We start from the raw sequence: 26,200 nt of genomic DNA, 5'->3' as shown, positions 1-26,200 counted from the left end.
TAATGAGTCCGAACCAAGGAAACCGTATGAGCCTGTCCCTTCTGAGCCGCTACGCCTTCTTTGCCGCCTGTGTGATTTTCACCCTCGCCAGCCTGCCCTTTCTCGAACACGACTGGCTCTGGCCATTCGCCCTGGTCACCGGCCTGCTGAGCCTGCTGGGGATCTTCGACCTGCTGCAAAGCCCGCACGCGGTGCGGCGCAATTACCCGATTCTGGGCAATATCCGCTACCTGGTGGAAGGCATCCGCCCGGAGATCCGCCAGTACCTGCTGGAATCCGACAGCGACGCCCTGCCCTTTTCCCGCGCCCAACGCTCCCTGGTGTACTCCCGGGCCAAGAACGAAAGCGCCGACAAACCCTTCGGCACCCTGATCGATGTCTACCAGTCGGGCTTCGAATTCATCGGCCACTCCATGCGCCCGGCGCCCCTGAGTGATCCCAACAGCTTTCGCGTGACCGTCGGCGGCCCGCAATGCACCCAGCCCTACTCGGCCTCGGTGTTCAACATCTCGGCCATGAGCTTCGGCTCCCTCAGCGCCAACGCCATCCGCGCCCTGAACCAGGGTGCCAAGCTCGGCAACTTCGCCCACGACACCGGTGAAGGCAGCATCAGCCCCTACCACCGCGAACACGGCGGCGACCTGACCTGGGAACTGGGCAGCGGCTACTTCGGCTGCCGCACCAGCGACGGCCGTTTCGACCCGGAGCGCTTCGCCGTGCAGGCGCAGAACCCCCAGGTGCGGATGATCGAGATCAAGATGAGCCAGGGCGCCAAGCCTGGCCACGGCGGCATCCTGCCCAAGCACAAGGTGACCCAGGAAATCGCCGACACCCGGGGCATCCGCATGGGCGAGGACTGCATATCACCGTCGAGCCACAGCGCCTTTTCCACCCCGATCGAGATGATGCATTTCATCCAGCAACTGCGTGAGCTGTCCGGCGGCAAGCCGGTGGGCTTCAAGTTCTGCCTGGGCCACCCCTGGGAGTTCATGGGCATCGCCAAGGCCATGCTGGAAACCGGCATCCTGCCGGACTTCATCGTGGTGGACGGCAAGGAAGGCGGCACCGGCGCGGCCCCCGTGGAGTTCACCGACCACATCGGCGCACCGATGCGCGAGGGCCTGCTGTTCGTCCACAACACCCTGGTGGGCCTGAACCTGCGGGACAAGATCAAGCTCGGCGCCAGTGGCAAGATCGTCAGCGCTTTCGACATCGCCAGCGTGCTGGCCATCGGTGCCGACTGGGCCAACTCGGCCCGGGGCTTCATGTTCGCCATCGGCTGCATCCAGTCCCAGAGCTGCCATACCAACAAGTGCCCCACCGGCGTCGCCACCCAGGACAACCTGCGCCAGCGCGCCCTGGTGGTGCCGGACAAGGCCCAGCGGGTATTCAGCTTCCACCGCAACACCCTCAAGGCACTGGCGGAAATGCTCGCTGCCGCCGGCCTGCAACACCCTTCGCAACTGGAAGCCAAGCACCTGGTGCGACGCATGTCGGCCACCGAGATCAAGCTGTTCTCCCAGTTGCACGTGTTCCTCAAGCCCGGCGAGCTGCTCACCGGCGAGGTCAACGGCGAGTTCTACTCGCGCATGTGGCAACTGGCCCGGGCCGACAGCTTCGAACCCAACACCGAAGCCGCCGCTTAAGCCCCACTGCCCAGTGCTCCCCGGTTGCCGGGGAGCGCGGGGCGTCACCCAAGGAAGATTGCAATGCTCAAGGTCATCGCTGAAGATTTCATCCAGCCCGAACACCTGGACACCGTGCGCCCGTGGTACGCCGAACTGGTGGAAAAAACCCGCCAGGAACCGCTGTGCATCGCCTACGATCTGTTCGTCGATCAGAAAGACCCCGGGCACTTCATCTTCGTCGAACAATGGCCGGACCAAGCGGCCCTCGACACCCACTGCCAGACCGAGCACTTCACCCGCCTGGTGCCGCAGATCAATGCTTTTCAGCGCCGCGAATGCCGTGTGCTGTTGATGAACGAGTTCTAGAAAACCCGACCCAGACCTTGCTTGACCGGACCACCGAAAGCAGACCCCAACCCCACTGACCTTTCGGAGACCCGCCATGCCCTTGCTGTCATTCGAACAACTGTCCCGCCAACTGCCAGCGCCCTGGCAATCCACGCTGGTGGGCCAGGTCGGCCCGGCCCGCATCAAGGTGCTGCGCATGGACGGCCAGCCCTACCCGGAAGAAACCCACGACTTCAACGAAGGCCTGCTGGTGACCCAGGGCTGCCTGCACCTGGGCATTGGCCAGGCCGTGGTGGAAGTGGCGACGGGCCAGATGTACCTGGTGGAGGCCGGCCAGGCCCATAGCGTGCTGCCCGGCAGCCACGGCACCCTGGTGATCATCGACGTCTAGCCTGTCTCGCATCGACTCAATCGCGGTAACCACCTGCCCAAGGTCGGTCCGACCAGAGGGCCCATGCACGGAGAAGCCCATGCCTCGTCGTCTGTTTGCAGTGATCGCTCTACTGATGTCCTTCAACAGCGCCTTTGCCGGCGAACGCTGGCAGAGCCTGCCGCCCACACCGGCCCCGGTGGCCGGGGCGCAAGCCGGTTATGCCGAAGTCAACGGCATCCGCCTGTATTACAGCAAGCTCGGCCACGGCTCACCGGTGGTGCTGCTGCATGGCGGCCTGGGTAATGCCGACTATTGGGGGCTGCAGGCCAAGGCCCTGGCGGCCAGGCACACGGTGATCAGCGTCGACAGCCGCGGCCACGGGCGCAGCACCCGGGACGCCCGTCCCTACGGCTACGATCTGATGGCCGACGACGTGATCGCCCTACTGGACCAGCTGAAGATCCCCCGCGCCGATTTCGTCGGCTGGAGCGACGGCGCGATCCTCGGCCTGGACCTGGCCATGCGTTACCCGCAGCGGGTCGGCAAGGTCTTCGCCTATGCCGCCAACACCCAGACCTCAGGGGTCAAGGAAGGCGTGGAGAACAACCCGACCTTCGCCGCCTACATCGAGCGCGCCGGCCAGGAGTACACCCGCCTGTCACTCACGCCCAAGGAGTACCCGGCCTTTGTCGAGCAGATCGGCCACATGTGGGCCAGCCAGCCGAACTGGAGCGACGCCGACCTGGCGAAGATCAAGACGCCGGTACTGATCGTCGATGGCGACCACGATGAAGCCATCAAGCGCGAGCACACCGAATACATGGCCCAGGCGATTCCCGGCGCCGGGCTGCTGATCCTGCCCAACGTCAGCCACTTCGCCTTCCTCCAGGACCCGGGCCTGTTCAATGCAGCCCTGGAACATTTCCTCGACGAAAAATAGCCCCGGCCATCGCCATGGATGCCCCTCTTTCCAGGGACGTCCACGGCAGACAATATGCATAAACGCATATTTTAATTGCATTGACGCATCAATCTTCTAAGGTTGTTTGCAGACCCGGTCAACGCAGGCCATCGAGGCTGGCCCAGCGCAGCGTAATTTCCCGGGTCCGGCTACGCGCAGTAGCCCGACACGCAACGACGACACCAGCCGGAGGCTGGATTTCATTCATGGAGGATGAACATGTTAAGTAGCAACCTGACCCCAGGCCACGCTCCCCAGGCCCTGCCCCAGTGCCTGGCCGGCAGCCTGCTCGACCCGCAACTGAGCGAAGTCGATCCACACACCGAAGCTGCGCCCCAGGCCGCTGCCCGGCTCAACTTCCGCGTGCAGCAGCAAACCCAGAGCAACTGGTGCTGGGCCGCATTGTCCGCATCGGTGGGCAACTACTACGGCACCGGTTCCTGGACCCAGTGCGGAGTGGCCAACGCCGAACTGGGCCGCAACTCCTGCTGCAGCCAGCCCGGGCCTTGCAACGTCTACGGCTACCTGGATTCGGCCCTGCGCACCACCCGCTGCTACGGCGGCATGCGTGAGAACAGGATGCAGATGCCGGCCATCGACAACCAGCTCGGCATGGGCCGCCCCGTGGGCCTGCGCTGTGCCTGGTACGGCGGCGGTGCGCATTTCCTGACGATCTACGGCAGCGATGGCGGCTACATCCTGGTGGCGGATTCGATCTACGGTTACTCGACCCGCGCCCTGAACAGTTTCCCCGGTTCCTACAACGGCGGCGGCAACTGGACCCACACCTACTTCACCCGAAAAAACTAGGAGGCGACATGCAACTGACTTACCCCAAGGCGCCTGTCGATGGCGTCCAGCACCTGCGCGCGGCCCTTCAGGCGGCCCTGCAGACCCAGGGTTTCGGTATCAACCGCGGGTTTGCCAAGGCCAGTGCCCGTAACCTGAATCTGTCCCAGGCCTTTCGCGGCTACGCCCTGAGCCTGGAGGACCTGGCCCAGGGCAAGGGGCTGGCCGAGGCCAAGGCCGGTGACTGGCATTACCTGGTGTTCGATGCCGGAGTGTCGATTGCCGATGCGCAGTTGACCGAGGTGGCCGGCAAGGCCGGCTTCTCTGCGCTGAACCATGGCAGCCTGGCGGCGTCCGCCGTCAACGCCCTGGACCTGGCGGAACAGGCGCCGCAACTGCAGGGAAAAAGCTATGAACTGCGCCTGCTGTTCATCTCGGCGCTGCAGGTCACGGCGATCTGGCTGCATGGACCCGGCGAAGAGGTGCTGATTCCCATCGAGCCGACACCCAAGACCCTGGCCGCCCATCAGCTCCACAGCGAAACGGCGTTGCTTGCCCTGCTGGCGCCGGCGGCGCTGCAGGCCAAGGCCATCTTCGACGCCGATACCAGCGGCACCCTGGGCGGTTGATCCGGGCAAAAAAAATCCGGCGGCCTTTGCAGGTCGCCGGATTTCTGGTCTCAGCGTTTCAGTCCGGGATGCTCAAGCCAGCCGCATCACCCAAGCGCAGGTCAGGACGCCGACCGCGCCGAACCTTGCTGGACATTGGTCGGTTGCAGCTTGAACAGATAGAACAGCACTGTCAGCAGCACCAGGAACGCCGGGCCGACATACAGCGCCACACGGGTATCCGGGAAGTAGGCCATCAGCCCCACCACCAGTACCAGGAAGGCCAGGGCCAGGTAGGAACTGATCGGGTACAGCCACATGCGGTACTTCAGGCCGGCACGTTCTGCCGGGCTCAGGCCCTTGCGGAACTTGAGCTGGGCCAGAAGGATCATCACCCAGGTCCAGATCGCACCGAAGGTGGCGATGGAGGTCACCCAGACGAACACTTTTTCCGGCACCAAATAGTTCAGCAGCACGCCCAGCAGCAGGGCGAAGATCGACAGCAGCAACGCGCGACGCGGCACGCCGTTGTTCGAGGTCTTGGCGAAGCCGGCCGGGGCCTGGCCGTTCTGCGCCAGGCTGTAGAGCATGCGCCCGGTGCTGAAGATGCCGCCGTTGCAGGAGGACAGCGCGGCGGTGATCACCACGAAGTTGATGATGCCGGCGGCGGTCTTGATACCCAGGCGCTCGAAGGTCATCACGAAGGGGCTGCCCTGGGTGCCAATCTCGTTCCACGGGTAGATCGACAGGATCACGAACAGCGCGCCCACGTAGAACAGCAGGATGCGCCAGAACACCGAGCCGATGGCGTTGGGAATGGTCTTTTGCGGGTTGCGCGCTTCACCGGCGGTGAGGCCGATCATCTCTACGCCCAGGTAGGCGAACATCACCATCTGCAGGGACATCAGCACGCCGGTCACGCCATTGGGCATGAAGCCGCCGTGGCTCCACAGGTTGGAGATGCCCAGGGCCACGCCGTCATTGCCGAAACCGAAGGCGATGATGCCGATGCCGCCGACCACCATGGCGATGATGGTGACGATCTTGATCAGGGCGAACCAGAACTCGAACTCACCGAAGGCCTTGACCGCGATCAGGTTGATCGAGCCCATGCTCACCAGGGCCGCCAGGGCCCAGATCCAGCGCGGCACATCGGGGAACCAGATCCCCATGTACACCGCCACTGCGGTGATTTCCGCAACACAGGTCACCAGCCACAGGAACCAGTAGTTCCAGCCGGTGAGAAAGCCCGCCAGGGGGCCCAGGTAGTCTTGTGCGTAACGGCTGAAGGAACCTGCGACCGGGTTATGCACCGCCATCTCGCCGAGGGCGCGCATGATCACCAGGATCGCCAGGCCGCCAATGATGTAGGACAGCATGATGGCCGGGCCGGCCATTTCGATGGCCTTGGCCGAGCCGAGGAACAGGCCGACACCGATACAGGCGCCGAGGGCCATCAAGCGAATATGCCGTTCGCCGAGTTCGCGTTTCAGCGGGCCGCCCTGAGCGGTCTCGCCGTGGGGCAGTTGGTTGCCAACTGGCATAGAGATACAACCTCATTTTGTTATTGGATATGAACCACCGAGCCTTCGAAGCGCCAGCGGATAGCCGAAGCTTGCTCGACCGCACCGGCCTTGTGGGACGGAGCGTCTGGTAGGACAAGACCTGCCAGATCAGCGGGGTGCGCAGTATAAAAAGCTCCCGACAGGGCTTTTCACTCTATAAGTTGCAATATTCAGAGAGAAATCTCGGCAAATACCGCTTTCACGGAGAAGCATTACCTGCTTTTTGCCCTGAAACCTCACTCGGAAAGGGCCGGGAGTATTGCACAGGCCTGGTGCATCGTCATGCCCCTACCTAGGGCGTATTTACCTGGGAAAAGGCTCTACCCTGTGGCGAGGGAGCTTGCTCCCTCGCCACAGAAGCGGGGCCGGGTCGTTTTCACATTTTCTTCACCGACGCCCACCACCGACTAAGCTTCAGGCAAGTCCGATCAATCTGCGTGAATGGATCAATCGACTATGGGCGCTCTGTGGCAGACCGATTCGCATAAGAACGCAGTGCCAAGCCACAGCGAGGACGAAACGCCTTTACCGAAACGCCGCAAATCCCGCCGTTATGCCTGGCGCCTGTTCTGGCTGTTGCTGCTGATCGCCCTGATTGCCCTTGGCTTTGCCACTGCCCGGGAGATGCGCACCTCGAAACTCCAGGCCCGGGAATTCAGCCGGCTGGCCGCTGACCTGAGCTACTCCCTGGAGCCCGGCCCCAGTGATGCCGTGCTCTATCCCGGTGCCGGGCCGTTCGACCGGCGCCTGGGCTACAGCGCCCTGGGGGAGTTCCTGCCACGCTTGCTCAAGCGCGGTTACCTGATCGACGCCCAGACGCGTTTCTCCCCGGCACTGATGGACTACAGCAAAAGCGGATTTTTCGTGCCTTACACCGAAAAGATCCAGGCTGGCCTGTCCATTACCGACTGCCGCGCCGCGCCCCTGTACCAGTTCAATTACCCGCAACAGCTGTATGAGAGCTTTGCCAGCATTCCGCCGCTAGTGGTGCACAGCCTGCTGTTCATCGAGAACCGCGATCTGCTGGCCCCCAAGCCGGCCGAGGCCAACCCGGCGGTGGACTGGCCGCGCTTTGCCAAGGCCGCCTGGTCGCAGATCGCCCGGCTCTTGCACCTGCCGGGGCAGAGCGCCGGGGGTAGCACCCTGGCCACCCAGTTGGAAAAATACCGCCATTCGCCGGATGGCCTGACGGTATCCGGGGGCGAGAAGATCCGGCAGATGGTTTCCGCCAGCGTGCGGGCCTATCAGGACGGCCCACAGACCCTGGAGGCCCGCAAACGCATCGTGCGCGACTACCTCAACAGCGTGCCGCTGTCCGCGGTGCCCGGCCACGGCGAAGTGCACGGCATGGCCGAGGGGCTGCGGGTCTGGTATGGCGCTGACTTCGACAAGGTCAACCAGGTGCTCGGCAGCACCGCCATGGACTCGAAAAGCCTCGCCGCACGAGGGCTGGCCCTGCGCCAGGTGCTGTCGCTGATGATTGCCCAGCGCCGTCCCTCCCATTACCTGGCCAAGGGTCGCGCAGAACTGGCGGAACTGACGGACAGCCATATCCGCCTGCTGGCACAGAACAACGTCATCGACCCGGCGCTGAGCAGCGCCGCCCTGGCCAGCCAGGTGACCTACCGGGACTGGCAGCAGCAGCCGACCATTCAGCCGATCGAGACCAACAAGGGCATCAGCGTCGCCCGCAGCCGCCTCGCCGCCCTGCTCAACCGGCCGCTGTATGACCTGGACCGCCTCGACCTCTCGGCCACCAGCACCTTGCAGAGCGACCTGCAGCGCCAGGCCACCGAATACCTCAAGCACCTTGCGGACCCGGCCTTCGCCGCGCAGATTGGTGTGCTCGGCGAACGCCTGCTGACCCCCACCAGCACCACCCAGGTGCGCTACAGCTTCACCCTGTTCGAACTGACCCCCGACGGCTCGCGGGTGCGGGTGCAGACCGACAGCACCGACCAGCCTTTCGACATCAACGAAGGCAGCAAGCTGGAACTGGGCTCCACCGCCAAGCTGCGGGTGCTGACCACCTACCTGCAGATCATTTCCGAGCTGCACGACAAGTACGCCACGCAAGCACCCGCGCAGTTGAAAAAGATCCCGGTGAACGAGCAGGACCGCCTGAGCCGCTGGGCCCTCGACTACCTGATGCAGAACAGCGACCGCAGCCTGCCGAAGATGCTCGACGCCGCCCTGGACCGCACCTACTCCGCCAGCCCCGGCGAGGCCTTCTTCACCGGTGGCGGGGTGCATCACTTCCACAACTTTCGCAACGAAGACAACGGCCGTAGCCCGACCCTGCGCGATGCCCTGCGCGAATCCATCAACCTGCCGTTCATCCGCCTGATGCGCGACCTGGTGCGCTACAGCACTTATGGCGGCGACAGCAGCAGCGCCGAATTGCTCAAGGACGACCAGAACCCGCGGCGCCAGGAGTACCTGGCACGCTTTGCCGACCGTGAGGGCACCTCGTTCCTGCTGCGTTTCTGGAAGAAGTACCGCAACAAGGACACCCAGTCGCGCCTGGAAACCTTCCTCGACAGCATGCACCCCACGGCAATCCGCCTCGCCGCCGTGCACCGCTACCTGCTGCCGGACGCCAGCCAGGAGAGCTTCAACCGCTTCGTCCGGGCCCACATGAAGAGCGCCAAGGTCAGCGAGAAGCTCACCGACGAGCGCCTGGACAAGCTCTACGCCAGCTACGGCCCCGGCGCCTATGACCTGCCGGACCAGGGCTACATCGCCAAGGTCCACCCCCTGGACCTCTGGCTGCTGGGCTACCTGATGAACAACCCGGAGGCGAACTTCACCCAGATCGTCAAGGCCAGCGAGTTCGAGCGCCAGGAGGTCTACAGCTGGCTGTTCAAGAGCCGCCATCGCAGTGCCCGCGACAGCCGTATCCGCACCATGCTGGAGATCGAGGCCTTCCTCGATATCCACCAGCGCTGGCAGAGCGTCGGCTATCCGTTCGACCACCTGGTACCGTCCCTGGCCACTGCTATCGGCAGCTCCGGCGACCGCCCCGCGGCGTTGGCGGAACTGGTGGGCACCATCCTCAACGACGGCGTGCGCCTGCCAACCTTGCGCATCGACAGCCTGCACTTCGCCGCCGGCACGCCCTATGAAACCCGCCTGCTCAACGACCCGGACAAGGGCAAGCGGGTGATGCCCTCGGAGGTGGCCACGGCGCTGCGCGGGGCCTTGTCGCAGGTGGTGGATGCCGGCACCGCGAAACGGGTGTCCGGCAGCTTCAAGCTGGCTGATGGCACGCCATTGGCCATGGGCGGCAAGACCGGTACCGGCGACAACCGCATCGAAGCCATTGGCGCCGGCGGGCGGGTGTTGAGCTCCAAATCCATCAACCGCACCGCAACCTTCGTGTTCTACATCGGTGACCACCATTTCGGCACCCTTACCGCCTACGTGCCGGGGGCCTCGGCCCAGGCCTTCAGATTCACCTCGGCCTTGCCGGTGCAGGTGCTCAAGGGCATGGCGCCGATCCTCATGCCCTACCTGCAACCGGGCAGTGGCACCCAATGCCTGGGCAGCGTGGCGCAACGCTGAATCACGACAGGCAGCCCCCTCTCTCTCCGACAAACGGCAGCTTTGCCGCAGGCAGAAGTGCTTGCGTCATTCTTAAGATATATCTTAAGTTATGTCTAAATCGAAACGGAGATAGAGAAAATGAGAGAGCACCACCACCCTCCCCATCGCGAGCACGGGGACAGCCATGAGATCTTCGAACGCCGCCCGGGCCGCGAACGCGGTGGCCGCGGGCCCCGGGTATTCGCCCCCGGCGACCTGAAACTGCTGCTGTTGGCGCTGATCGCCGAGCAGCCCTGCCACGGCTACGACCTGATCCGCCAGATCGAAAGCATGTTCGACGGCGCCTACAGCCCCAGCCCCGGGGTGATCTACCCGACCCTGACCTTTCTCGAAGAAAGCGAAATGATCCAGGGCGATGCCGAAGGCGGCAAAAAGCGCTACAGCGTGACCGACGCCGGACGTCTTTCCCTGCAGGAGCAGGCCATCGCCCTGGACGGCGTGCGCATGCGCATCGAGGTCAGCAAGCGTTCCCTGCGCGGACATGATCGCCCCGCTGAAATCCACGAGGCGGTGCACAACCTGCGCCACGCCCTGCAAATGCACCATGGCCGCTGGAGCCCGGAAGAAATCCTTCGGGTGCGCGACCTGCTGAACAACACCGCCAAGGCCATTGTCGATGGTCCTGTGAGCCACCCCGCCCCGGAGAAAAGCCAATGACTGCCAGCCCAGAACTGTCCATCCATCGGGTCATGCACGAGATCAAGCGCCGCCGCCTGGAGGTGCTGCGCGTGGTCGACCTGACCCCGCGCATGCGCCGCATCACCCTGGGCGGCCCTGAGCTGGCCGGGTTCATCAGCCTGGGCAGCGACGACCATGTGAAGCTGCTGTTCCCGCAGAACGCCGAACAGCAAGCCGCCCTGGAAACCCTGGTACTGGGCCCGGGCAAGGACAGCGGCCCGATGCCCGCCATGCGCGACTACACCCCGCGCCGCTACGACCTGAAGCTGGGCGAGCTGGACATCGACTTCGTGCTCCACGGCGACGGCCCTGCCTCCACCTGGGCCGAACAGGCCGCACCGGGCCAGTTCCTGCACATCGGCGGGCCACGGGGCTCGATGGTGGTGCCGGATATCTTCGACAGCTACCTGCTGATCGGCGATGAAACCGCACTGCCGGCCATTGCCCGGCGCCTGGAAGAACTGCCGGCCGGGCGCCAGGTGCTGGCGGTGATCGAGGTGCAGAACGCCGCCGAACGCCAGGCTCTGGAAAGCGCCGCCCAGGTGCAGGTGATCTGGGTTGAACGGGACGCAGGCGGGCAGGACCTGATCAGCACGGTGCGCCAGGTGCAGGTGCCGCAAGGCAAGCTGTATGCCTGGGTAGCCACCGAGAGCAAGGTGTCGCGCCAGGTGCGTCGAGTGCTGCTGGATGAGCACCAGCTCAACGACGAATTCGTCAAGGCCGCCGGTTACTGGCGCCTGGACAGCAGCGAAGAAGAATAATCGCGCATCAGGGTAGGAACTGGCTTGCCAGCGAAGGCGGTCCCAAGGGCCCCTTCGCTGGCAAGCCGGCTCCTATGGGGCCCGGGACCGGAGTTTACCCAGCCAGCGGTCCAGCCCCAGCAACAGCAGGGATACCAGGACGAACCCCGCCAATATCCCGAGGGCATTGAGCAGCACCCGGGGGTAGCCCAGCCTGTCCACGGAGATGAAGGGATAGGGGTACAGCCCAAGCAAGTGCCCGCGCAGCAACAGGTAGGCGAAATACACAATCGGGTAGAGCGTCCACCACCCGATGTGCCTCATCCGCAGCCCGCCCTTGGGCACGCAACACCACCAATAGACCAGGAACAGCAGCGGCATCACGTCATGCAGCAACTCGTCCGCCAGCCATTGCCAACCCTGGGGATGCCACAGGTGGCGCAACAGCAGGCTGTAGGCCAGCCCCACCAGCAGAATGCTCGCCGCCACGGCGCCGCTGACCCAGGGCTGGAGCATGAACGCCTGCCCCTTGGAAACCCGCAGGTTGAGGGCGCAGGTCAGCACGCTGGCCACCAGGGTATTGCTGAGCACGGTGAAGAAACTGAAGAAGTTCACCAGCCCGCCCAGCAGGCTGGCGCCACTGTCCCAGCGCAACAGCAGGATCAGGTACAGCTGGACGGTCAGCCCGAACCAGCCAAGGATCGCCGCCACGGCAATCAGGCCACGCCGAGTGCACAGCCCCGGCAGCGAGAAGCCAGCCATAGGGCTCCTTAAAGCGGGCGCTTGGTGCGTTGCAACTTCACATAGAGTTTCTCGACCTTCTCCCTCGCCCAGGGCGTCTTGCGCAGGAAGGTCAGGCTCGACTTGATGCTCGGGTCGCTCTTGAAGCAGCGGATATCAATGCGTTCGGCCAGCCCCGACCACTCGTAGTGTTCCACCAGCGCCTTGAGGATCTGTTCCAGGGTCACGCCATGCAGCGGGTCGGTGTGGGTGTCGGTCATGCCAGGCCTTTGCGGGAAGAAAATGAGGAAAGCCGCGCACCTTAGCCGAGGGCTTGGCCCCGCGCCAGCACGCTTGAGTAACTGTAGTCGCAGCCCGCCACCGAGGCGATCGGGCATGAACGGCGAAAAGTTCCTGGCTTTTCGAAATAAAAGAGATGTTATATTGTATCAATCAATAACAACTCACCCGTATTTTGGGCACCCCCGTGTCCCGCCTGCTCACTGACTCAAAGCGCCTAGCGCTCTGTTCGCCAAGGAATGACCGATGTCCCGCTCAACTCCCCGCCCTTCTCGTTCCCTGCTCTGGCGCCTGTCGCCACTGTCCGCCGCGCTGCTGATCGCCTCCCAGGCCCATGCCGTGGAATTGCCCCAGCAGGTCATCACCGCCAACCCCCTGGGCAGCACCGAACTGGCCGCCCCAAGCACTGTGCTGGAAGGCGACCAACTGACCCTGGAACAAAAAGGCAGCCTCGGTGAAACCCTGAACAAACAGCCGGGCGTGTCTTCATCCTACTTCGGGCCGGGGGCCAGCCGGCCGATCATTCGCGGCCTGGATGGCGACCGGATTCGCATTCTGCAGAACGGCGTCGGGGCCCTCGACGCCTCGTCGCTGTCCTACGACCATGCGGTGCCCCTGGACCCGGTTAACGTCGAGCGCATCGAGATCGTCCGCGGCCCGGCGGCCCTGCTGTACGGCGGTAACGCCATTGGCGGGGTGGTCAACAGCTTCGACAATCGGATTCCCACCGAGGCCATCGAGGGCATCCACGGGGCGGGCGAGTTGCGCTACGGCGGCGCCGACACCACCCGCAGCAGCGCCGGCAAGCTGGAAGCCGGCGATGGCACCTTTGCCCTGCACCTGGATGCCAACTCGCGGCAGTTCAATGACCTGAAGATTCCCGGCTACGCCCGCAGCCGTCACGCTGCGGCCAGTGAAGACGGGGATGGCAAGAAAGGCCGCCTGGGCAACAGCGACGGTCGCCAGGACGGCGGTGCCATCGGCGGTTCCTACACCTGGGACGACGGCTATGCCGGCCTGTCCTACAGCAACTACGACTCCAACTACGGCTCCCCCGCCGAAGAAGACGTGCGCATCCGCATGAAGCAGGACCACTACGCCTTCGCTTCGGAACTGCGCAACCTGCAGGGCCCGTTCAGCTCGCTCAAGTTCAACGCCGGCTACACCGACTACGAACACCGCGAGATCGAGGGCGGTGAAACCGGCACCACCTTCAAGAACAAGGGCTACGAGGCCCGTGTCGAGGCCCGGCACCAGCCGCTGGGCCCGCTCGAAGGGGTGATCGGTGCACAGGTCAACCGCAACGAATTCTCCGCCCTGGGCGAAGAAGCCTTCGTGCCACAGACCGATACCAACAGCGGCGCGCTGTTCATCCTCGAAGAACTGCAAGCCACCGAACGCCTGCGGCTCAGCCTCGGCGGGCGCCTGGAACACACCACCGTGGACCCGGACAGCAAGGGCAACGCACGCTTCGCCCAGGCCGACAAGTCCAGCAGCTTCACCGCCGGCAGCCTGTCCTCGGGGGCGGTCTACACCCTGACCCCGGTCTGGTCCCTGGCCGCGACCCTGGGCTACACCGAGCGCGCCCCGACCTTCTACGAGCTGTATGCCAACGGCGCCCACGTCGCCACCGGCACCTATGAAGTGGGCAGCGCCAAGCTATCGAAGGAAAAAGCCGTGTCCAGCGACCTGGCCCTGCGCTTCGACAACGGCATCCACAAAGGCAGCGTCGGCGTGTTCTACAGCCACTTCTCCAACTACATCGGCCTGCTGGGCACGGGGCGCACCCTCAACGATGAAGGCGAAGAAGATGCGACAGGCATCCCGGAATACGCCTACAGCGGAGTGCGGGCACGCTTCAGTGGGATCGAGGCCCAGGATCGCTGGACCCTGGGGGAAAACGCCTACGGCAAGTTCGCCCTGGAACTGTCCGGCGACTACACCCGGGCCAAGAACCTGGATAACGGCCAGGACCTGCCCCGCATCGCTCCATTGCGCCTGAACAGTGGCCTGCTGTGGGAACTGGACCGCTGGCAGGCACGCCTGGATGTACAACATGCCGCCAGCCAGGGCCGGGTGCCGGACAACGAAAGCGGCACCGATGGCTACACCACCTTTGGCGCCAGTGCCGGTTATCGCTTTGATATCGGACATAGCCAGTGGCTGGCCTTCGTCAAGGGCGAGAACCTGACCAACCAGACCGTGCGCTATGCCAGCTCGATCCTGCGGGATATCGCGCCGGCCGCCGGGCGCAGTGTGGAAGTGGGGTTGCGTACTACCTTTTAGGGCCCTGTTCGCCGGCAAGCCGGCTCCTACACGGCCCCGCAGGAGCCGGCTTGCCGGCCAAGGGTTTAGCGGTAACGCCGCGGGTCAGCCTCGATCAGGCTGGCCAGCTGGGTCAGGGCAAAGCGCAACTCGTCCTGGGTGGTGGGCGACATCAATACCACCCGCACACAACGGGAGCTGGCACCGCGTTCCACCTGGAACTGGCTGCCGCTCATCACCAGCACGCCATTGGCTCGGGCCAGGGTGGCGAACTCATCGCCCGTCCAGGGCTCCGGCAAGGTCAGCCACAGGTGATAGCTGTGGGGCTGGGTCCGGATCTCCAGGCCGGCAAACACGTCCCGGGCAATCGCCTGGCGTGCTGCCGCTTCATTGCGCTGGGTCTGTACCAGCTTGCGGTCCAAGCCTTCGACAATCACATTGCTGGCCAATTGCGCGGTCAGCGGCGACGGCATCCACACGCTGCTACGGACCATGGAACTCAGCCGCGACAGCAGCTTTGGCGGGCTGTAGAGGTAACCCACGCGCAACGCCGGCATGATCGCCTTGGACAGGCTGGTGAGGTACACCGAACGCTGCGGCGCATAGCTCGACAGCGGCTTGATCGACGGATCGGTGGCGAGAAAGCCGTAGATATCGTCGTCGATGATCAGGAAGTCGAACTCTTCGGCGATTGCCGCAATTTGCGCCCGACGCCTTGGCGACATGATCGCCGTGGTGGGGTTCTGGCAACTGGCGACGCACACCAGCAGCGCCGGTTTTTCCCGCAGGCACTGCTCGCGCAGGGCCTCGGGGAGTATTCCCTCTTCATCCATGGCCACGCCCCGCAGGCGCCGCTCCAGGCCGTGGGCCACGGAGATGATGCCCGGGTAGCAGAGCGACTCGCAAAGCACCAGGTCGCCGGCGTTGCTCAGGGCGCTGATGGCCACCATCAGCCCGTGCTGGGCACCGGAGGTAATGACCACCTGCTGCCAGTTGGCCTCGGGCAAGGAATGCCGCAACCACTGCGCCCCGGCCTCGCGATGAGCCGGGTGGCCTCCATCGGGGGCGTAGTCCAGCGCCCGGCCGAAGTCACTGCTGCGGGCCATGCCCACCAGGGCGCCACGCAACCAGTACTCCAGGGTTTCGCTGTAGGGCTTGATGATCGACAGGTCCAGGGCTTCGGCCTGCCCCAGGGACAGGGACGGAGCGCTGGAACCTTCGGGCAACACCAGCGGCGGCTGCGCCAGCACGTAAGTGCCGCGGCCGACTTCGCCCTGCACCAACCCGCGCCGCTGAGCTTCGCTGTAGGCGCGGCTGATGGTGCCAGGGGTGACATTCAGGGTTACCGCCAGCTCGCGCAGGGTCGGCAAGCGGTCACCATCATTCAACAAACCGCTGCCGATATCCCGCGCCAGGGCGTCGGCGATGGACAGGTAGACCGGTTGATTGAACTCGCTTAACTGGGGAACCCACATGGAGGCTGATGACCATCGGCTGCGTTGAGGTGGACCGGAGCATATCACAGCCATGGATCGCCCCTTAACATCGACTCATTTGGAAAATTGATTCGATCTTCAAGCCAAACTGGCGACTAAAAAACGCTAAAAAGTTTTTATATTATCTATAAATTCTTATAAATCATTAACTTACCAACAAAACACAGCCAGCTTCGGTACAGCCATCCCGAGAAACAATTGAATCGATTCAATTCATTGAAATACACTCAGGCAGCACCAACCCAATCGACTCAATCCCTCCCACCCATGCCCAGTCGAGATGCCATGCACAGTCTCAGCAAGGACCTGTCCCTCTCCGCCGTGATCGCCGGCCTGATCGCCGTGATCATTTCCTACGCCGGCCCCTTGATCATCGTGTTCCAGGCCGCCCGCGAAGCCCATCTGCCCAGCGACCAGGTGTCATCGTGGATCTGGGCCATCTCCATCGGCAGCGGCCTCACCGGCCTGCTGCTGAGCTGGCGCCTGAAAGTGCCAGTGATCACCGCCTGGTCCACCCCCGGCGCGGCGCTGCTGGTGTCGATGCTACCCACGGTGTCGCTGCCCCAGGCCATCGGCGCCTACATAGTGGCCTCATTGCTCATCGCGCTGGTCGGGCTTTCCGGGGCCTTCGACAAGCTCATGAGCCGCCTGCCCAAGGCGATTGCCGCCGCCATGCTGGCGGGCATCCTGTTCCGCTTCGGCGCCGGCCTGTTCACTTCGGTCAGCCTGCAACCGGCCCTGGTGCTGGCGATGATCGCCGCCTATTTGCTGGGCAAGCGCCTGTCACCCCGCTACGCGATCCTCGCGGTGCTGCTGGTGGGCTGCGCGATGGCCGCAGGCCTGGGCGAACTCAATGGCGGTGCCATCACCCTGGCGATGGCCCAGCCGATCTTCATCGCTCCCGAGTGGAGCTGGCACGCCATCATCAACATCGGCCTGCCCCTGGCCCTGGTCACCCTGACCGGGCAATACGTGCCGGGCATGGCGGTGATGCGCAGCGCCGGCTACAACACCCCGGCCCGCTCGATCATTTCCTGGACAGCCATCACCTCGGCACTGCTGGCGCCGTTCGGCTCCCACGGGATCAACCTGGCGGCCATCACCGCTGCCATCTGCACCGGCCGCGAAGCCCATGAAGACAAGGACAAGCGCTACATCGCCGGGATCGCCTGCGGCCTGTTCTACATCCTTATGGGGATTTTCGGCGCGACCCTGGCCTCGGTGTTCGCCGCCCTACCCAAGGAACTGATTGCGGCACTGGCCGGCCTGGCCCTGTTCGGCGCCATCAGCGCCGGGTTGAGCGGCGCCATGGCCGACGAAAAACAGCGTGAAGCGGCGCTGATCACCTTCCTGGTCACGGCATCGGGCATGAGCTTCCTGGGCCTGGCCGCCGCGTTCTGGGGGTTGATCTTCGGCCTGGTGGCGCACTTTGCTCTGAGCCACACCCGGCACAAACCCAGCCTCGCCCAGGCCAGCGCCCCACGCTGAGCAGAGCCCGGGCCGGGAACTGTTACCGATTGCGAAACTGTTCATGTCAATAAAAGCGCTTTCTCTCCCGGAGACGGCGCTTTATCCTTAGCCCCCTAATAAAGCTGAACCGTTTCATCTTTCCCTTTGAAATCAGTGGCCTGCCGTTCTCGATCAACCTGCATCGATGCTACGCGCCATGCCCTTGCTTCTGCCTATTCCTAGAAAAAGACCTTATCCGAATGCCTATGCCCACTTTTCAGCGTTTAAAAGACAGCGCTGTCCTGACTTCCGTCGCCCTGCCCAAGAGCCTGAGCCTGCTCGGCGCCCTTGGATTTGCCGCCTGCGCCCAGGCCGCACCGGCCTTCGACAGTGACTCACCATGGATGCTCGGCGACTGGAATGGCACCCGCACGGAACTGGCCAACAAAGGCTACGACTTCAAGATCGACTACGTCGGCGAGATGGGCGCCAACCTGCACGGTGGCTACGACCACGACCGCACCGCGCGCTACAGCGACCAGTTTGCCTTCGGCAGCCACCTGGACCTGCAGAAGATCCTCGGCTGGGACGACGCCGAATTCCAACTGACGGTGACCAAGCGCGACGGCGACAACATCAGCAACGACCGGATCAACGACCCGCGGGTCGGCGGCTTCACCTCGGCCCAGGAAGTCTGGGGCCGCGGCCAGACCTGGCGCCTGACGCAAATGTGGTACCAGCAGAAATTCTTCGACCAGAAGCTCGACATCAAGGCCGGCCGCTTCGGCCAGGGCGAAGACTTCAACAGCTTTCCCTGCGACTTCCAGAACCTGGCGTTCTGCGGCTCCCAGGTGGGCAACTGGGCCGGCAGCGTCTGGTACAACTGGCCGGTCAGCCAGTGGGCCCTGCGGGTCAAGTACCACCTGAACGCCGAGCTCTACGCACAGATCGGTGCCTATGAGCAAAACCCCTCGAACCTCGATCGCGACAACGGCTTCAAGCTCAGCGGCAGCGGCACCCAGGGCACACTGTTGCCAGTGGAACTGGTGTGGACACCCAAACTCAACGGCCTGGCCGGTGAGTACCGCGCCGGCTATTACTACAGCAGCGCCAAGGCCAGCGACGTCTACAAGGATGGCAATGGCCAGCCTGCAGCCCTGACCGGCGAGGCCTACCGCAGCAGCTCCAGCAAGCACGGCCTGTGGCTGGGCGCGCAACAGCAGGTCACCAGCCAGGCCAGCGACCACTCCCGCGGCCTGAGCCTGTTCGCCAACGTCACCGCCCACGACAAGAAGACCAACGCCATCGACAACTATGTCCAGGCGGGCCTGGTCTACAAGGGGCTGTTCGATGCCCGGGCCAAGGATGACATCGGCTTTGCCCTGGCCCGGGTCCATGTCAACCCGGCGTACCGCAAGAACGCCCAGGCCAGCAACCAGGCCCGGGCGCTCTACGACTACGACAACCCGAGCTACCTGCCGCCCCAGGACACCGAATACAGCGCCGAGCTGTACTACGGCGTGCACCTGGCCAACTGGCTGACCGTGCGCCCCAACCTGCAATACATCCGCCACCCCGGCGGCGTGAGCCGGGTGGACGACGCCCTGATCGGCGGGATCAAGATCCAGAGTTCGTTCTAAGGCCGACAGGCACACAACGACGCCATTCACAGTTTTCAGCTGAACCAAGCCCGCGCCTGATCGTCATCTACAGTGAACATGCGCGGGAACACTCTAAACGTCACGGAGAACCACACTATGAGCACTGAGGGTGCTTCAAGTCCGAGCCGCTTGCTGCCAAGCCTGCTCGGGATCTTGCTGCTGCTAATGGGCCTGGCCTTGCTGGCCGGGGGGATCAAGCTGAGCATGCTCGGCGGCTCGCTGTACTACGTTTTGGCCGGTATCGGCCTGACGTTGACCGGCCTCTTGCTGCTGGCCGGTAAACGCGCGGCGCTGGGCCTGTACGCCCTGGTACTGTTCGCCAGTACCGTCTGGTCGCTATGGGAAATCGGCCTGGACTGGTGGCAACTGGTGCCACGCCTGTCGCTGTGGTTCGCCCTCGGCGTGGTCCTGCTGCTGCCCTGGTTCCGTCGCCCGCTGCTGCGCGATGGCCCGGCCCCGCTGGGCACCGCTGCCCTGAGCGTGGCCGTGGTCCTGGCCGGTGGCGCCGCCATTGGCAGCCAGTTCACCAACCCCGGGGAAATCTCCGGTGACCTGGGCCGCGACACCGCGGACATGACCAGCACCGCGCCGGCCATCCCCGACGGTGAATGGCAGGCCTACGGCCGCACCGAGTTCGGCGATCGCTACTCGCCGCTGAAGCAGATCACCCCGGCCAACATCGGCAAGCTGCAGGAAGCCTGGCGCATCCGCACCGGCGACATGCCGACCGACAAGGACCCGGTGGAAATCACCAACCAGAACACCCCGCTGAAGGTCAACGGCAAGCTCTATGCCTGCACCGCCCACAGCAAGGTGCTGGCCCTGGACCCGGATACCGGCAAGGAAATCTGGCGCTTCGACCCGCAGATCCAGGGCCCCAACGGTGACGACTTCCGTGGCTGGGCACACATGACCTGCCGTGGCGTGTCGTACTACGACGAAGCCAACTTCAAGAACGCCGACGCCATCAGCCAGCCGGCCACCCTGTCCCCCGCGGGCCAGGCCATCGCCACCAGCTGCCCGCGTCGCCTGTTCCTGCCTACCGCCGATGCGCGCCTGATCGCCATCAACGCCGACACCGGCAAGGTCTGTGAAGACTTCGGCACCAAGGGCGCCGTGGACCTGAAGGCCGGTATCGGCCCATTCACCCCGGGCGGCTACTACTCCACCTCCCCGGCGGCCATCACCCGTAACCTGGTGATCATTGGCGGCCACGTGACCGACAACGAGTCGACCAACGAGCCGTCCGGCGTGATCCGCGCCTTCGACGTGCACGACGGCCACCTGGTGTGGAACTGGGACTCGGGCAACCCGGACGAGACCACTCCGCTGCCGGAAGGCAAGACCTATACCCGCAACTCGCCGAACATGTGGTCCCTGGCCAGCGTCGACGAGAAACTGGGCATGGTCTACCTGCCACTGGGCAACCAGATGCCTGACCAGTGGGGCGGCAACCGCACCGCAGGCGCCGAGAAATTCAGCGCCGGCACCGTGGCCCTGGACATCGACACCGGCAAGCTGCGCTGGAACTACCAGTTCACCCACCACGACCTGTGGGACATGGACGTGGGCAGCCAGCCGACTCTGCTGGACATGAAGACCGCGGACGGCGTCAAGCCGGCGCTGATCCAGCCGACCAAGCAAGGCAGCCTGTACGTACTGGACCGTCGCGACGGCACCCCGATCGTGCCGATCCGTGAAGTACCGGCCCCGACCGGCGCAGTCGAAGGCGACCACACCGCACCGACCCAGGCCCGTTCGGACCTGAACCTGCTGCCGCCGCCACTGGACGAGAAAGCCATGTGGGGCGCGACGCCGTTCGACCAGATGCTGTGCCGCATCCAGTTCAAGGAACTGCGCTATGAAGGTCAGTACACCCCGCCATCGGTGCAGGGCAGCCTGATCTACCCGGGCAACGTGGGCGTGTTCAACTGGGGCAGCGTCTCGCTGGACCCGGTCCGTCAATTGCTGTTCACCAGCCCGAACTACATGGCCTTCGTTTCCAAGCTGGTGCCGCGTGCCGAAGTGGCCGCCGGGAGCAAGCGCGAAAGCGAGACCTCGGGCGTGCAACCCAACACCGGCGCGCCTTACGCGGTGATCATGCATCCGTTCATGTCGCCGCTCGGCGTACCTTGCCAGGCTCCGGCCTGGGGCTACGTGGCCGGTATCGACCTGACCACCAACAAGGTGGTGTGGAAGCACAAGAACGGCACCAGCCGTGACAGCTCGCCAATCCCGATCGGCCTGCCGATGGGCGTGCCGAGCATGGGCGGCTCCATGGTTACCGGTGGTGGCGTGGGCTTCCTCAGCGGCACCCTGGACCAGTACATCCGCGCCTATGACGTGAAGAACGGCAAGGAGCTGTGGAAGTCCCGCCTGCCAGCGGGTGGCCAGGCCACGCCGATGAGCTACACCGGCAAGGATGGCAAGCAGTACGTGCTGGTGGTCGTGGGCGGCCACGGCTCCCTGGGCACCAAGATGGGCGACTACATCATTGCCTACAAACTGTCGGAATAAGCTTTACCGGCAGGCATGAAAAAGGCGGCTACCTTCTGGTAGCCGCCTTTTTTTGTGCCGTTCGCCCTCTGCGTAGGAGCTGGCTTGCCAGCGAAGACGCGGGCCCGGGCGCTGCATGGCTTGCGGGCCTCTTCGCCGGCAAGCCGGCTCCTACAAGGGGCTTGTCATTCCATCTTGCTCGACCGGCAGCCCATCAAAGGACGGTCACCGAAAATTCCTACAACTCACGTCCCATCGCATCACCTTGCCCCTCAAGGGCTCTGCCCTTAAGGTCTGGGGGTCATTGAAAACTCAGTGACAGGGGTGTGGAAGCCCCCCATATCGTCAGGCGCGCAAAGCACCAGCAAATGCCTGACCTGTTTGTAGCCTGCACTTTGGACAAAGCCGTGGAGCAATACATGCCCCTCACCAGCAACGACTACAACATCCCCGCCCTGCTGGTGGACACCCAGGCCCCGCTGGACGCTCTCCACGAAGCCGCCGCACACCGCATCCGCGCGGCCACCCAGTTGCTGGAGAACATCGCCAGCCACGACAACCTGCAGAGCAACCCGGCCCTGCTCCAGGACTTCGCCCAGCTGTGCGTCATCCCCCTGCGCGATGGCTGCGACCTGCTGGACGTACTGGGCCGACGCCTGCAGGAACAACTGCTGACCTGACCCCGGCTCCAGGACCGGCGGCGCCTCGCCGGCCCTCTCAAGCGGCCCTGTTCGCCTGCCCAGCAGTCCCGTAATTGCAAAGCGACATTAGCCCATTTGTGCTAATCGACCCTCCCCCAACCCGGGGCTATAGTGCCGAGCAACCATCTGATCTCCCCACCGTTGCCAGCCTGCGGTGTCGGGAGCGGCTGCGCCGTTGAAAACACAACAACACCAAGGAAGATTCATCATGAAACTCCAGTCCAGCCTCCGCCCCGTTGCCCTGCTCAGCCTCCTGGCACTCGCCCTGGGCGGTTGCGCCATCGCCAAACCGAGCAACGACGACCTCAAGAACCGCGCCCAGATCACCCTTGGCAAGCCGGTTTCCACGGTTTCCAACGTGCGCAGCGACGCGTCCCAGACCTACTTCACCGCCAGCACCAGTGCCGGCGAATACAATTGCGTACTGCCCAGCGGCGGCATGGTCGCCTTCGCCACCATGGGTGGAGCAGTAGCGCTGCCGGCCGAGTGCAGCAAGCAATAAACCGCTAGCCCCTGGCCAACCAGGTTCGCCGCGACGGGCTGCCCCGGTGTAGCAGCGGGACAGCGTCGGGCGAGCACCGCTCCCTCCTGAAAAGGTCCTGAGTTGATGAAACCCCGTCTCTTCATGGTGACAGGCCTGGCCCTGCTCGCCTGTACCCTGATTGCCTGCGCGCCGCGCCAAGGGCGAACCCTGGACGAATACCCGCCAGTCAAGATTCCCACCGTGCAGTACCCCGACGAGCCCTTCGACACCCAGGCCGCGCGCGCCGCGCTGCAACCCGGCACCGCAACGCTCACCGGCAAGTTCTGTATCGTCGGCAATGACGGTATCGAAGACAGCCGCAACGTCGAGATCTATCTCTACCCGGCCACCCCGCACTTGCAGGCCTGGCACAAGTTGCGCGCGTCCCAACCCGAAGGCGCACCGGTGAGCATGGTCCCCGAAGCCCTGGCCGTGCACCGGGTGACCCGCACCGACGGCAACGGCATCTTCCAGTTCACGGGGCTGCAACCGGGCCGCTACTTCGTCCAGGGCCACGATATGGTGTACGGCACCAGCCGCTGGAACGAGTACGTGGGCACCGGCCAGAGCAACACCAACTACGGGCCGGTGACCACCCACTACTACACCGAGCGCAGTTCGATCTCTTCGTACTCGGGCATGCTGGATGACTTCGTCGAACTGGCCAGCGGCGAGAACAAGAAGCTGACCATGACCAACTACCCCCTGCTTATCCCGTGCCGGACCTGGTAACTGTCTCTGGCGCCGCAGCCCTGTGGGCAGGCACCAGCGGTGCCTCGCGCAGGGCTCGCAAGGTGCTGCGCAGTTCCACCGGCCGCACCGGCTTGGACAGTATGGCGATGTTGCGGTCGTGCAGGGCGGCGTGGATTTTCTCGATGTCGTGCCCGGTGATGATCAGCGCCGGCACTTCCCAGCCCCGCTGCTGACGGATGCTGTCGATGCATTCGATACCCGAGGCCCGGGTGCCCAGGTCATAGTCGGCGACGATAATGTCGCAATCGGTCAGCAGGTTCTCCCCGCTCGATTCGGCCTGGACCACGCAGCCCCAGCGCTCCAGCAGCGCCGAAGTGGCCAGCAGCACGTTACGGTCATCCTCCACCAGACAGACCCGCAGCCCGGTCAGCAAGCCGCTCTGCAACGCCTCGTCACGACCGTGCAAACGCTGTGGCGCGGCCAGTGACAGGCCGTGCAGGCTGACCGTGGTGCCGTGGTCGACCCGCGAACGAATCGCCACCTGCAGGTCAGTCATCTGCCCCAGGCGCTTGACGATGGACAGGCCCAGGCCGACGCCTTCGACGTCCTTGTCCCGTACCTGGCGAACCCGGTAGAACTCATCGAAGATCTTCGGCAGATGCTCCTCGGCAATCCCCCGGCCCTGGTCATAGATGACAATGGCCAGGCCTTGGCCACGCCGGCGCACGCCAATCAGCACCGGTCGTTCCGCGGCGTACTTGAAGCAGTTGGACAGCACGTTCTGCACCATGGTCGCCAGCAACCCCGGATCGACCCGCACCCAATGGGCGCAGGGCCGCAGCCGTAATTCGACACCGGCCCAGCGCGCCGCCTCGGAATTCTGGCGCACCAGGTCGCGCAGCAGTTCGCCCAGGTGGACGGTTTCGTACTTGGGCTGCACTCGCCCGTTGTCCAGGGTGTAGAGGTCGAGGATCGAGCGGAACAGCTGCGAGACGTTGAGCAGCGAACGATCGATGTTGTCCACCAGGCGCCGCTCATCCACCCCCAGGCTGGCTTCGCGCAGGCAGGCGGTGAACAGGCCGATGGAGTGGATCGGCTGGCGCAGGTCATGGCTGGCCTGGGCCAGGAAACGGGACTTTTCCAGGTTGGCGGCAATCGCCTCTTCCGAAGCCAGGCGGGTGCGCTTGAGCAGGATGTGGGCGTACACCGGGATCACCGTGCTGGTGATCATCAGCATCAGCACCATGTAGGGCTGGGCCTGCCAATAGGGGGTCAGCAGGTAGACCATGAACAGCGCGAACAGCGCCAGCACGGTGGCGATGGCCAGGTAGCGCGAGCCGAAACGCATGCCATTGCCCAGGTTGACCCAGACCATCACCGCATAGATCGGCAGCGCCCCCTCGCCGCCTACCACCAGGCCGTAACAGGTGCCGGTGTAGTCATAGACCATGCCCAGGATGCGCCGCGCCGGGTAGTGCCCGGGCCAACGGGCAATGGCCATGCGCAGCACGATCGAACCCAGCATGAACAGGGAAATGTAGATCATCACCGGCACGTAGGGATCCACATCCTGCCCCGGCAGGAAGCCGATCACGCCAAACCAGACCAGGGCGCATCCGGCGACGATAATCCGCAGGGTGGCCTGATCGAGTTCACTGTCTTTCTCAACTTTCATGCAATCACCTCCTTGTGCAATATGCGCTGCCGTGGTCTTTTGCCGTTCGGCAAACTGGCCCATCGGACACGACCAGCGGGCAGTTACAACGCCGTGCGCCAAGTTAGCATGCCCACAGGACTGGATGTTTCAAGGAGTTTCAAACATGACATGCCGGATTATCGTCGCCGACGACCACCCGTTGTTTCGCGAAGGCATGCTGCGCACCATCCAGCGCTTGCTGCCCGATGCCGTGCTCGAAGAGGCCGGCGACCTGGCTGCGGTAATGGCCCTGGCCGAGAGCGGCGAGGAGCCGGACTCGCTGATTCTCGACCTGCGCTTTCCCGGCCTGACCTCGGTCAGCATGATTGCCGGCCTGCGCCAGCAATTGCCGCGCACCTCGATCATCGTGGTGTCGATGGTCGACAACCAGGACCTGATCGCCGAAGTCATGGCCGCCGGGGCCGACGGTTTCATCGGCAAGAGCATCAGCCCGGACGAGATCGGCCAGGCGATTCAGGCCATCCGCGAAGGCGACGTGGTGGTCAAGTACGCGCCTTCCGGCCTGCTGCTGCCCCTGGACGCCTGCGCCGAAGTGAGCCAGCTGACCACCCGGCAACAGGAAGTCCTGCGCCTGATCGCCCAGGGCAAGACCAACAAGGAAATCGCCCGAGAGCTGGATATCTCGCCGTTCACCGTGCGCATCCACGTGTCTTCCCTGCTGCATACCCTCAAGGTGCCGTCACGCGCCGCGGCGGCGGTGAAGTTCGCCGGCACCTGGTAAACCGGGACAATCGGGGCCGCGCTATCGGGCGGCCTGCACCAGAATGCCAAGACACGGTTGGTCAGCGCGCGCCGTTAATGCTGGGAAGCCCTGCGCAAATGAGGCAGCATCGGTTCTGGCACGCCGGTATAAACGCCATGGCATTGGGCGGCACGCCAGGAA

At 64.2% G+C, this 26,200-nt stretch carries 22 protein-coding genes; 17 read left to right on the top strand and 5 right to left on the bottom strand.

Annotation, left to right across the window (positions count from 1 at the left end; translation table 11 throughout):
* Positions 1 to 26: 26 nt before the first annotated feature.
* From AC1RGE_RS17995 to AC1RGE_RS17970, 6 genes are all read left to right on the top strand, one after another.
* The gene (locus tag AC1RGE_RS17995; protein WP_011063154.1) at positions 27 to 1,646 is read left to right on the top strand and encodes an FMN-binding glutamate synthase family protein; all 1,620 of its coding nucleotides are present in this window, start codon (positions 27 to 29) and stop codon (positions 1,644 to 1,646) included.
* Positions 1,647 to 1,709: 63 nt separating this feature from the next.
* The gene (locus AC1RGE_RS17990) at positions 1,710 to 1,994 is read left to right on the top strand and encodes a putative quinol monooxygenase (protein ID WP_019093120.1); all 285 of its coding nucleotides are present in this window, start codon (positions 1,710 to 1,712) and stop codon (positions 1,992 to 1,994) included.
* A gap of 76 nt (positions 1,995 to 2,070) precedes the next feature.
* Complete coding sequence (locus tag AC1RGE_RS17985) at positions 2,071 to 2,367, top strand: cupin domain-containing protein (RefSeq protein ID WP_011063156.1); 297 nt, start codon at positions 2,071 to 2,073, stop codon at positions 2,365 to 2,367.
* Between the two features lie 79 nt (positions 2,368 to 2,446).
* Entirely contained in the window at positions 2,447 to 3,289 is an 843-nt protein-coding gene (locus AC1RGE_RS17980) for an alpha/beta fold hydrolase (RefSeq protein ID WP_401261248.1), read from the top strand.
* A 240-nt stretch (positions 3,290 to 3,529) separates the two neighbouring features.
* Positions 3,530 to 4,120, top strand: a complete 591-nt coding sequence (locus AC1RGE_RS17975; protein ID WP_492584777.1) for a papain-like cysteine protease family protein — start codon at positions 3,530 to 3,532, stop codon at positions 4,118 to 4,120.
* Positions 4,121 to 4,128: 8 nt separating this feature from the next.
* Complete coding sequence (locus AC1RGE_RS17970; protein WP_492584775.1) at positions 4,129 to 4,728, top strand: hypothetical protein; 600 nt, start codon at positions 4,129 to 4,131, stop codon at positions 4,726 to 4,728.
* Positions 4,729 to 4,829: 101 nt separating this feature from the next.
* On the opposite strand, the gene AC1RGE_RS17965 is transcribed toward AC1RGE_RS17970, so the two are convergent.
* Positions 4,830 to 6,251: an amino acid permease gene (locus AC1RGE_RS17965; RefSeq protein WP_011063160.1), complete on the bottom strand. Its 1,422-nt coding sequence runs from the start codon at positions 6,249 to 6,251 to the stop codon at positions 4,830 to 4,832.
* Positions 6,252 to 6,728: 477 nt separating this feature from the next.
* Between AC1RGE_RS17965 and AC1RGE_RS17960 the strand changes: the two genes are divergently transcribed.
* From AC1RGE_RS17960 to AC1RGE_RS17950, 3 genes are all read left to right on the top strand, one after another.
* Positions 6,729 to 9,836 carry a transglycosylase domain-containing protein gene (locus AC1RGE_RS17960; RefSeq protein ID WP_492584773.1) on the top strand — a complete coding sequence of 1,036 codons (3,108 nt, stop codon included), beginning with the start codon at positions 6,729 to 6,731 and terminating at the stop codon, positions 9,834 to 9,836.
* Positions 9,837 to 9,956: 120 nt separating this feature from the next.
* Positions 9,957 to 10,535 (top strand): PadR family transcriptional regulator, encoded by a 579-nt coding sequence (locus tag AC1RGE_RS17955; protein WP_011063161.1) that lies wholly within the window; start codon positions 9,957 to 9,959, stop codon positions 10,533 to 10,535.
* A complete protein-coding gene (locus AC1RGE_RS17950) occupies positions 10,532 to 11,317 on the top strand; it encodes a siderophore-interacting protein (RefSeq protein WP_346624759.1) in 786 nt (261 codons plus the stop codon). The genes AC1RGE_RS17955 and AC1RGE_RS17950 overlap by 4 nt, the downstream gene beginning before the upstream one ends.
* Positions 11,318 to 11,389: 72 nt before the next feature.
* Here the strand turns inward: AC1RGE_RS17950 and AC1RGE_RS17945 are convergent, their stop codons facing one another.
* Together AC1RGE_RS17945 and AC1RGE_RS17940 are read right to left on the bottom strand one after the other, a co-directional pair.
* A complete protein-coding gene (locus tag AC1RGE_RS17945; RefSeq protein WP_011063163.1) occupies positions 11,390 to 12,058 on the bottom strand; it encodes a Pr6Pr family membrane protein in 669 nt (222 codons plus the stop codon).
* Between the two features lie 8 nt (positions 12,059 to 12,066).
* Complete coding sequence (locus AC1RGE_RS17940) at positions 12,067 to 12,297, bottom strand: VF530 family protein (RefSeq protein WP_019093117.1); 231 nt, start codon at positions 12,295 to 12,297, stop codon at positions 12,067 to 12,069.
* Between the two features lie 265 nt (positions 12,298 to 12,562).
* Here AC1RGE_RS17940 and AC1RGE_RS17935 point away from each other — a divergent pair, with 265 nt between their 5' ends.
* Complete coding sequence (locus tag AC1RGE_RS17935; RefSeq protein WP_072442625.1) at positions 12,563 to 14,602, top strand: TonB-dependent receptor; 2,040 nt, start codon at positions 12,563 to 12,565, stop codon at positions 14,600 to 14,602.
* Positions 14,603 to 14,667: 65 nt separating this feature from the next.
* Here AC1RGE_RS17935 and AC1RGE_RS17930 read toward each other — a convergent pair whose 3' ends face one another.
* Complete coding sequence (locus tag AC1RGE_RS17930) at positions 14,668 to 16,056, bottom strand: aminotransferase-like domain-containing protein (RefSeq protein WP_053159944.1); 1,389 nt, start codon at positions 16,054 to 16,056, stop codon at positions 14,668 to 14,670.
* Between the two features lie 306 nt (positions 16,057 to 16,362).
* On the opposite strand from AC1RGE_RS17930, the gene AC1RGE_RS17925 reads away from it, so the two are divergent.
* The 6 genes from AC1RGE_RS17925 to AC1RGE_RS17900 all read left to right on the top strand — a co-directional run bounded on the left by AC1RGE_RS17925 (position 16,363) and on the right by AC1RGE_RS17900 (position 23,639).
* Positions 16,363 to 17,565, top strand: a complete 1,203-nt coding sequence (locus tag AC1RGE_RS17925) for a benzoate/H(+) symporter BenE family transporter (RefSeq protein ID WP_401261245.1) — start codon at positions 16,363 to 16,365, stop codon at positions 17,563 to 17,565.
* Between the two features lie 227 nt (positions 17,566 to 17,792).
* A complete protein-coding gene (locus AC1RGE_RS17920; RefSeq protein WP_011063168.1) occupies positions 17,793 to 19,166 on the top strand; it encodes a carbohydrate porin in 1,374 nt (457 codons plus the stop codon).
* Between the two features lie 117 nt (positions 19,167 to 19,283).
* Complete coding sequence (locus tag AC1RGE_RS17915; protein WP_015636854.1) at positions 19,284 to 21,704, top strand: glucose/quinate/shikimate family membrane-bound PQQ-dependent dehydrogenase; 2,421 nt, start codon at positions 19,284 to 19,286, stop codon at positions 21,702 to 21,704.
* 347 nt (positions 21,705 to 22,051) lie between these two features.
* On the top strand, positions 22,052 to 22,363 hold the full coding sequence (locus AC1RGE_RS17910; protein ID WP_019093113.1) for a hypothetical protein: 312 nt from the start codon (positions 22,052 to 22,054) through the stop codon (positions 22,361 to 22,363).
* A gap of 229 nt (positions 22,364 to 22,592) precedes the next feature.
* The gene (locus AC1RGE_RS17905; RefSeq protein ID WP_015636856.1) at positions 22,593 to 22,886 is read left to right on the top strand and encodes a hypothetical protein; all 294 of its coding nucleotides are present in this window, start codon (positions 22,593 to 22,595) and stop codon (positions 22,884 to 22,886) included.
* 105 nt (positions 22,887 to 22,991) lie between these two features.
* A complete protein-coding gene (locus AC1RGE_RS17900; RefSeq protein WP_026019976.1) occupies positions 22,992 to 23,639 on the top strand; it encodes a carboxypeptidase-like regulatory domain-containing protein in 648 nt (215 codons plus the stop codon).
* Here the strand turns inward: AC1RGE_RS17900 and AC1RGE_RS17895 are convergent.
* Positions 23,617 to 25,275, bottom strand: a complete 1,659-nt coding sequence (locus AC1RGE_RS17895) for an ATP-binding response regulator (RefSeq protein ID WP_019093110.1) — start codon at positions 25,273 to 25,275, stop codon at positions 23,617 to 23,619. The two genes, AC1RGE_RS17900 and AC1RGE_RS17895, sit on opposite strands and share 23 nt — an antisense overlap.
* A gap of 145 nt (positions 25,276 to 25,420) precedes the next feature.
* Between AC1RGE_RS17895 and AC1RGE_RS17890 the strand changes: the two genes are divergently transcribed.
* Entirely contained in the window at positions 25,421 to 26,038 is a 618-nt protein-coding gene (locus tag AC1RGE_RS17890; protein WP_015636859.1) for a LuxR C-terminal-related transcriptional regulator, read from the top strand.
* The last annotated feature ends 162 nt before the right edge of the window (positions 26,039 to 26,200 follow it).

Source organism: Pseudomonas sp. GW823-FHT02C05 (assembly GCF_058797595.1).
Note: the sequence above shows the minus strand (reverse complement) of the source record. Positions and strands in the feature narration are given on the sequence as shown.

Excerpts from the sequence above, each read along its gene's own strand:
- AC1RGE_RS17895 (WP_019093110.1), bottom strand. The coding sequence starts at position 25,275 with ATGAAAGTTGAGAAAGACAGTGAACTCGATCAGGCCACCCTGCGGATT.
- AC1RGE_RS17960 (WP_492584773.1), top strand. The coding sequence starts at position 6,729 with ATGGGCGCTCTGTGGCAGACCGATTCGCATAAGAACGCAGTGCCAAGC.
- AC1RGE_RS17920 (WP_011063168.1), top strand. The coding sequence starts at position 17,793 with ATGCCCACTTTTCAGCGTTTAAAAGACAGCGCTGTCCTGACTTCCGTC.
- AC1RGE_RS17965 (WP_011063160.1), bottom strand. The coding sequence starts at position 6,251 with ATGCCAGTTGGCAACCAACTGCCCCACGGCGAGACCGCTCAGGGCGGC.
- AC1RGE_RS17980 (WP_401261248.1), top strand. The coding sequence starts at position 2,447 with ATGCCTCGTCGTCTGTTTGCAGTGATCGCTCTACTGATGTCCTTCAAC.
- AC1RGE_RS17955 (WP_011063161.1), top strand. The coding sequence starts at position 9,957 with ATGAGAGAGCACCACCACCCTCCCCATCGCGAGCACGGGGACAGCCAT.
- AC1RGE_RS17935 (WP_072442625.1), top strand. The coding sequence starts at position 12,563 with ATGTCCCGCTCAACTCCCCGCCCTTCTCGTTCCCTGCTCTGGCGCCTG.
- AC1RGE_RS17905 (WP_015636856.1), top strand. The coding sequence starts at position 22,593 with ATGAAACTCCAGTCCAGCCTCCGCCCCGTTGCCCTGCTCAGCCTCCTG.
- AC1RGE_RS17890 (WP_015636859.1), top strand. The coding sequence starts at position 25,421 with ATGACATGCCGGATTATCGTCGCCGACGACCACCCGTTGTTTCGCGAA.
- AC1RGE_RS17940 (WP_019093117.1), bottom strand. The coding sequence starts at position 12,297 with ATGACCGACACCCACACCGACCCGCTGCATGGCGTGACCCTGGAACAG.
- AC1RGE_RS17910 (WP_019093113.1), top strand. The coding sequence starts at position 22,052 with ATGCCTGACCTGTTTGTAGCCTGCACTTTGGACAAAGCCGTGGAGCAA.
- AC1RGE_RS17950 (WP_346624759.1), top strand. The coding sequence starts at position 10,532 with ATGACTGCCAGCCCAGAACTGTCCATCCATCGGGTCATGCACGAGATC.
- AC1RGE_RS17945 (WP_011063163.1), bottom strand. The coding sequence starts at position 12,058 with ATGGCTGGCTTCTCGCTGCCGGGGCTGTGCACTCGGCGTGGCCTGATT.
- AC1RGE_RS17915 (WP_015636854.1), top strand. The coding sequence starts at position 19,284 with ATGAGCACTGAGGGTGCTTCAAGTCCGAGCCGCTTGCTGCCAAGCCTG.
- AC1RGE_RS17930 (WP_053159944.1), bottom strand. The coding sequence starts at position 16,056 with ATGTGGGTTCCCCAGTTAAGCGAGTTCAATCAACCGGTCTACCTGTCC.
- AC1RGE_RS17900 (WP_026019976.1), top strand. The coding sequence starts at position 22,992 with ATGAAACCCCGTCTCTTCATGGTGACAGGCCTGGCCCTGCTCGCCTGT.
- AC1RGE_RS17970 (WP_492584775.1), top strand. The coding sequence starts at position 4,129 with ATGCAACTGACTTACCCCAAGGCGCCTGTCGATGGCGTCCAGCACCTG.
- AC1RGE_RS17990 (WP_019093120.1), top strand. The coding sequence starts at position 1,710 with ATGCTCAAGGTCATCGCTGAAGATTTCATCCAGCCCGAACACCTGGAC.
- AC1RGE_RS17985 (WP_011063156.1), top strand. The coding sequence starts at position 2,071 with ATGCCCTTGCTGTCATTCGAACAACTGTCCCGCCAACTGCCAGCGCCC.
- AC1RGE_RS17975 (WP_492584777.1), top strand. The coding sequence starts at position 3,530 with ATGTTAAGTAGCAACCTGACCCCAGGCCACGCTCCCCAGGCCCTGCCC.
- AC1RGE_RS17925 (WP_401261245.1), top strand. The coding sequence starts at position 16,363 with ATGCACAGTCTCAGCAAGGACCTGTCCCTCTCCGCCGTGATCGCCGGC.
- AC1RGE_RS17995 (WP_011063154.1), top strand. The coding sequence starts at position 27 with ATGAGCCTGTCCCTTCTGAGCCGCTACGCCTTCTTTGCCGCCTGTGTG.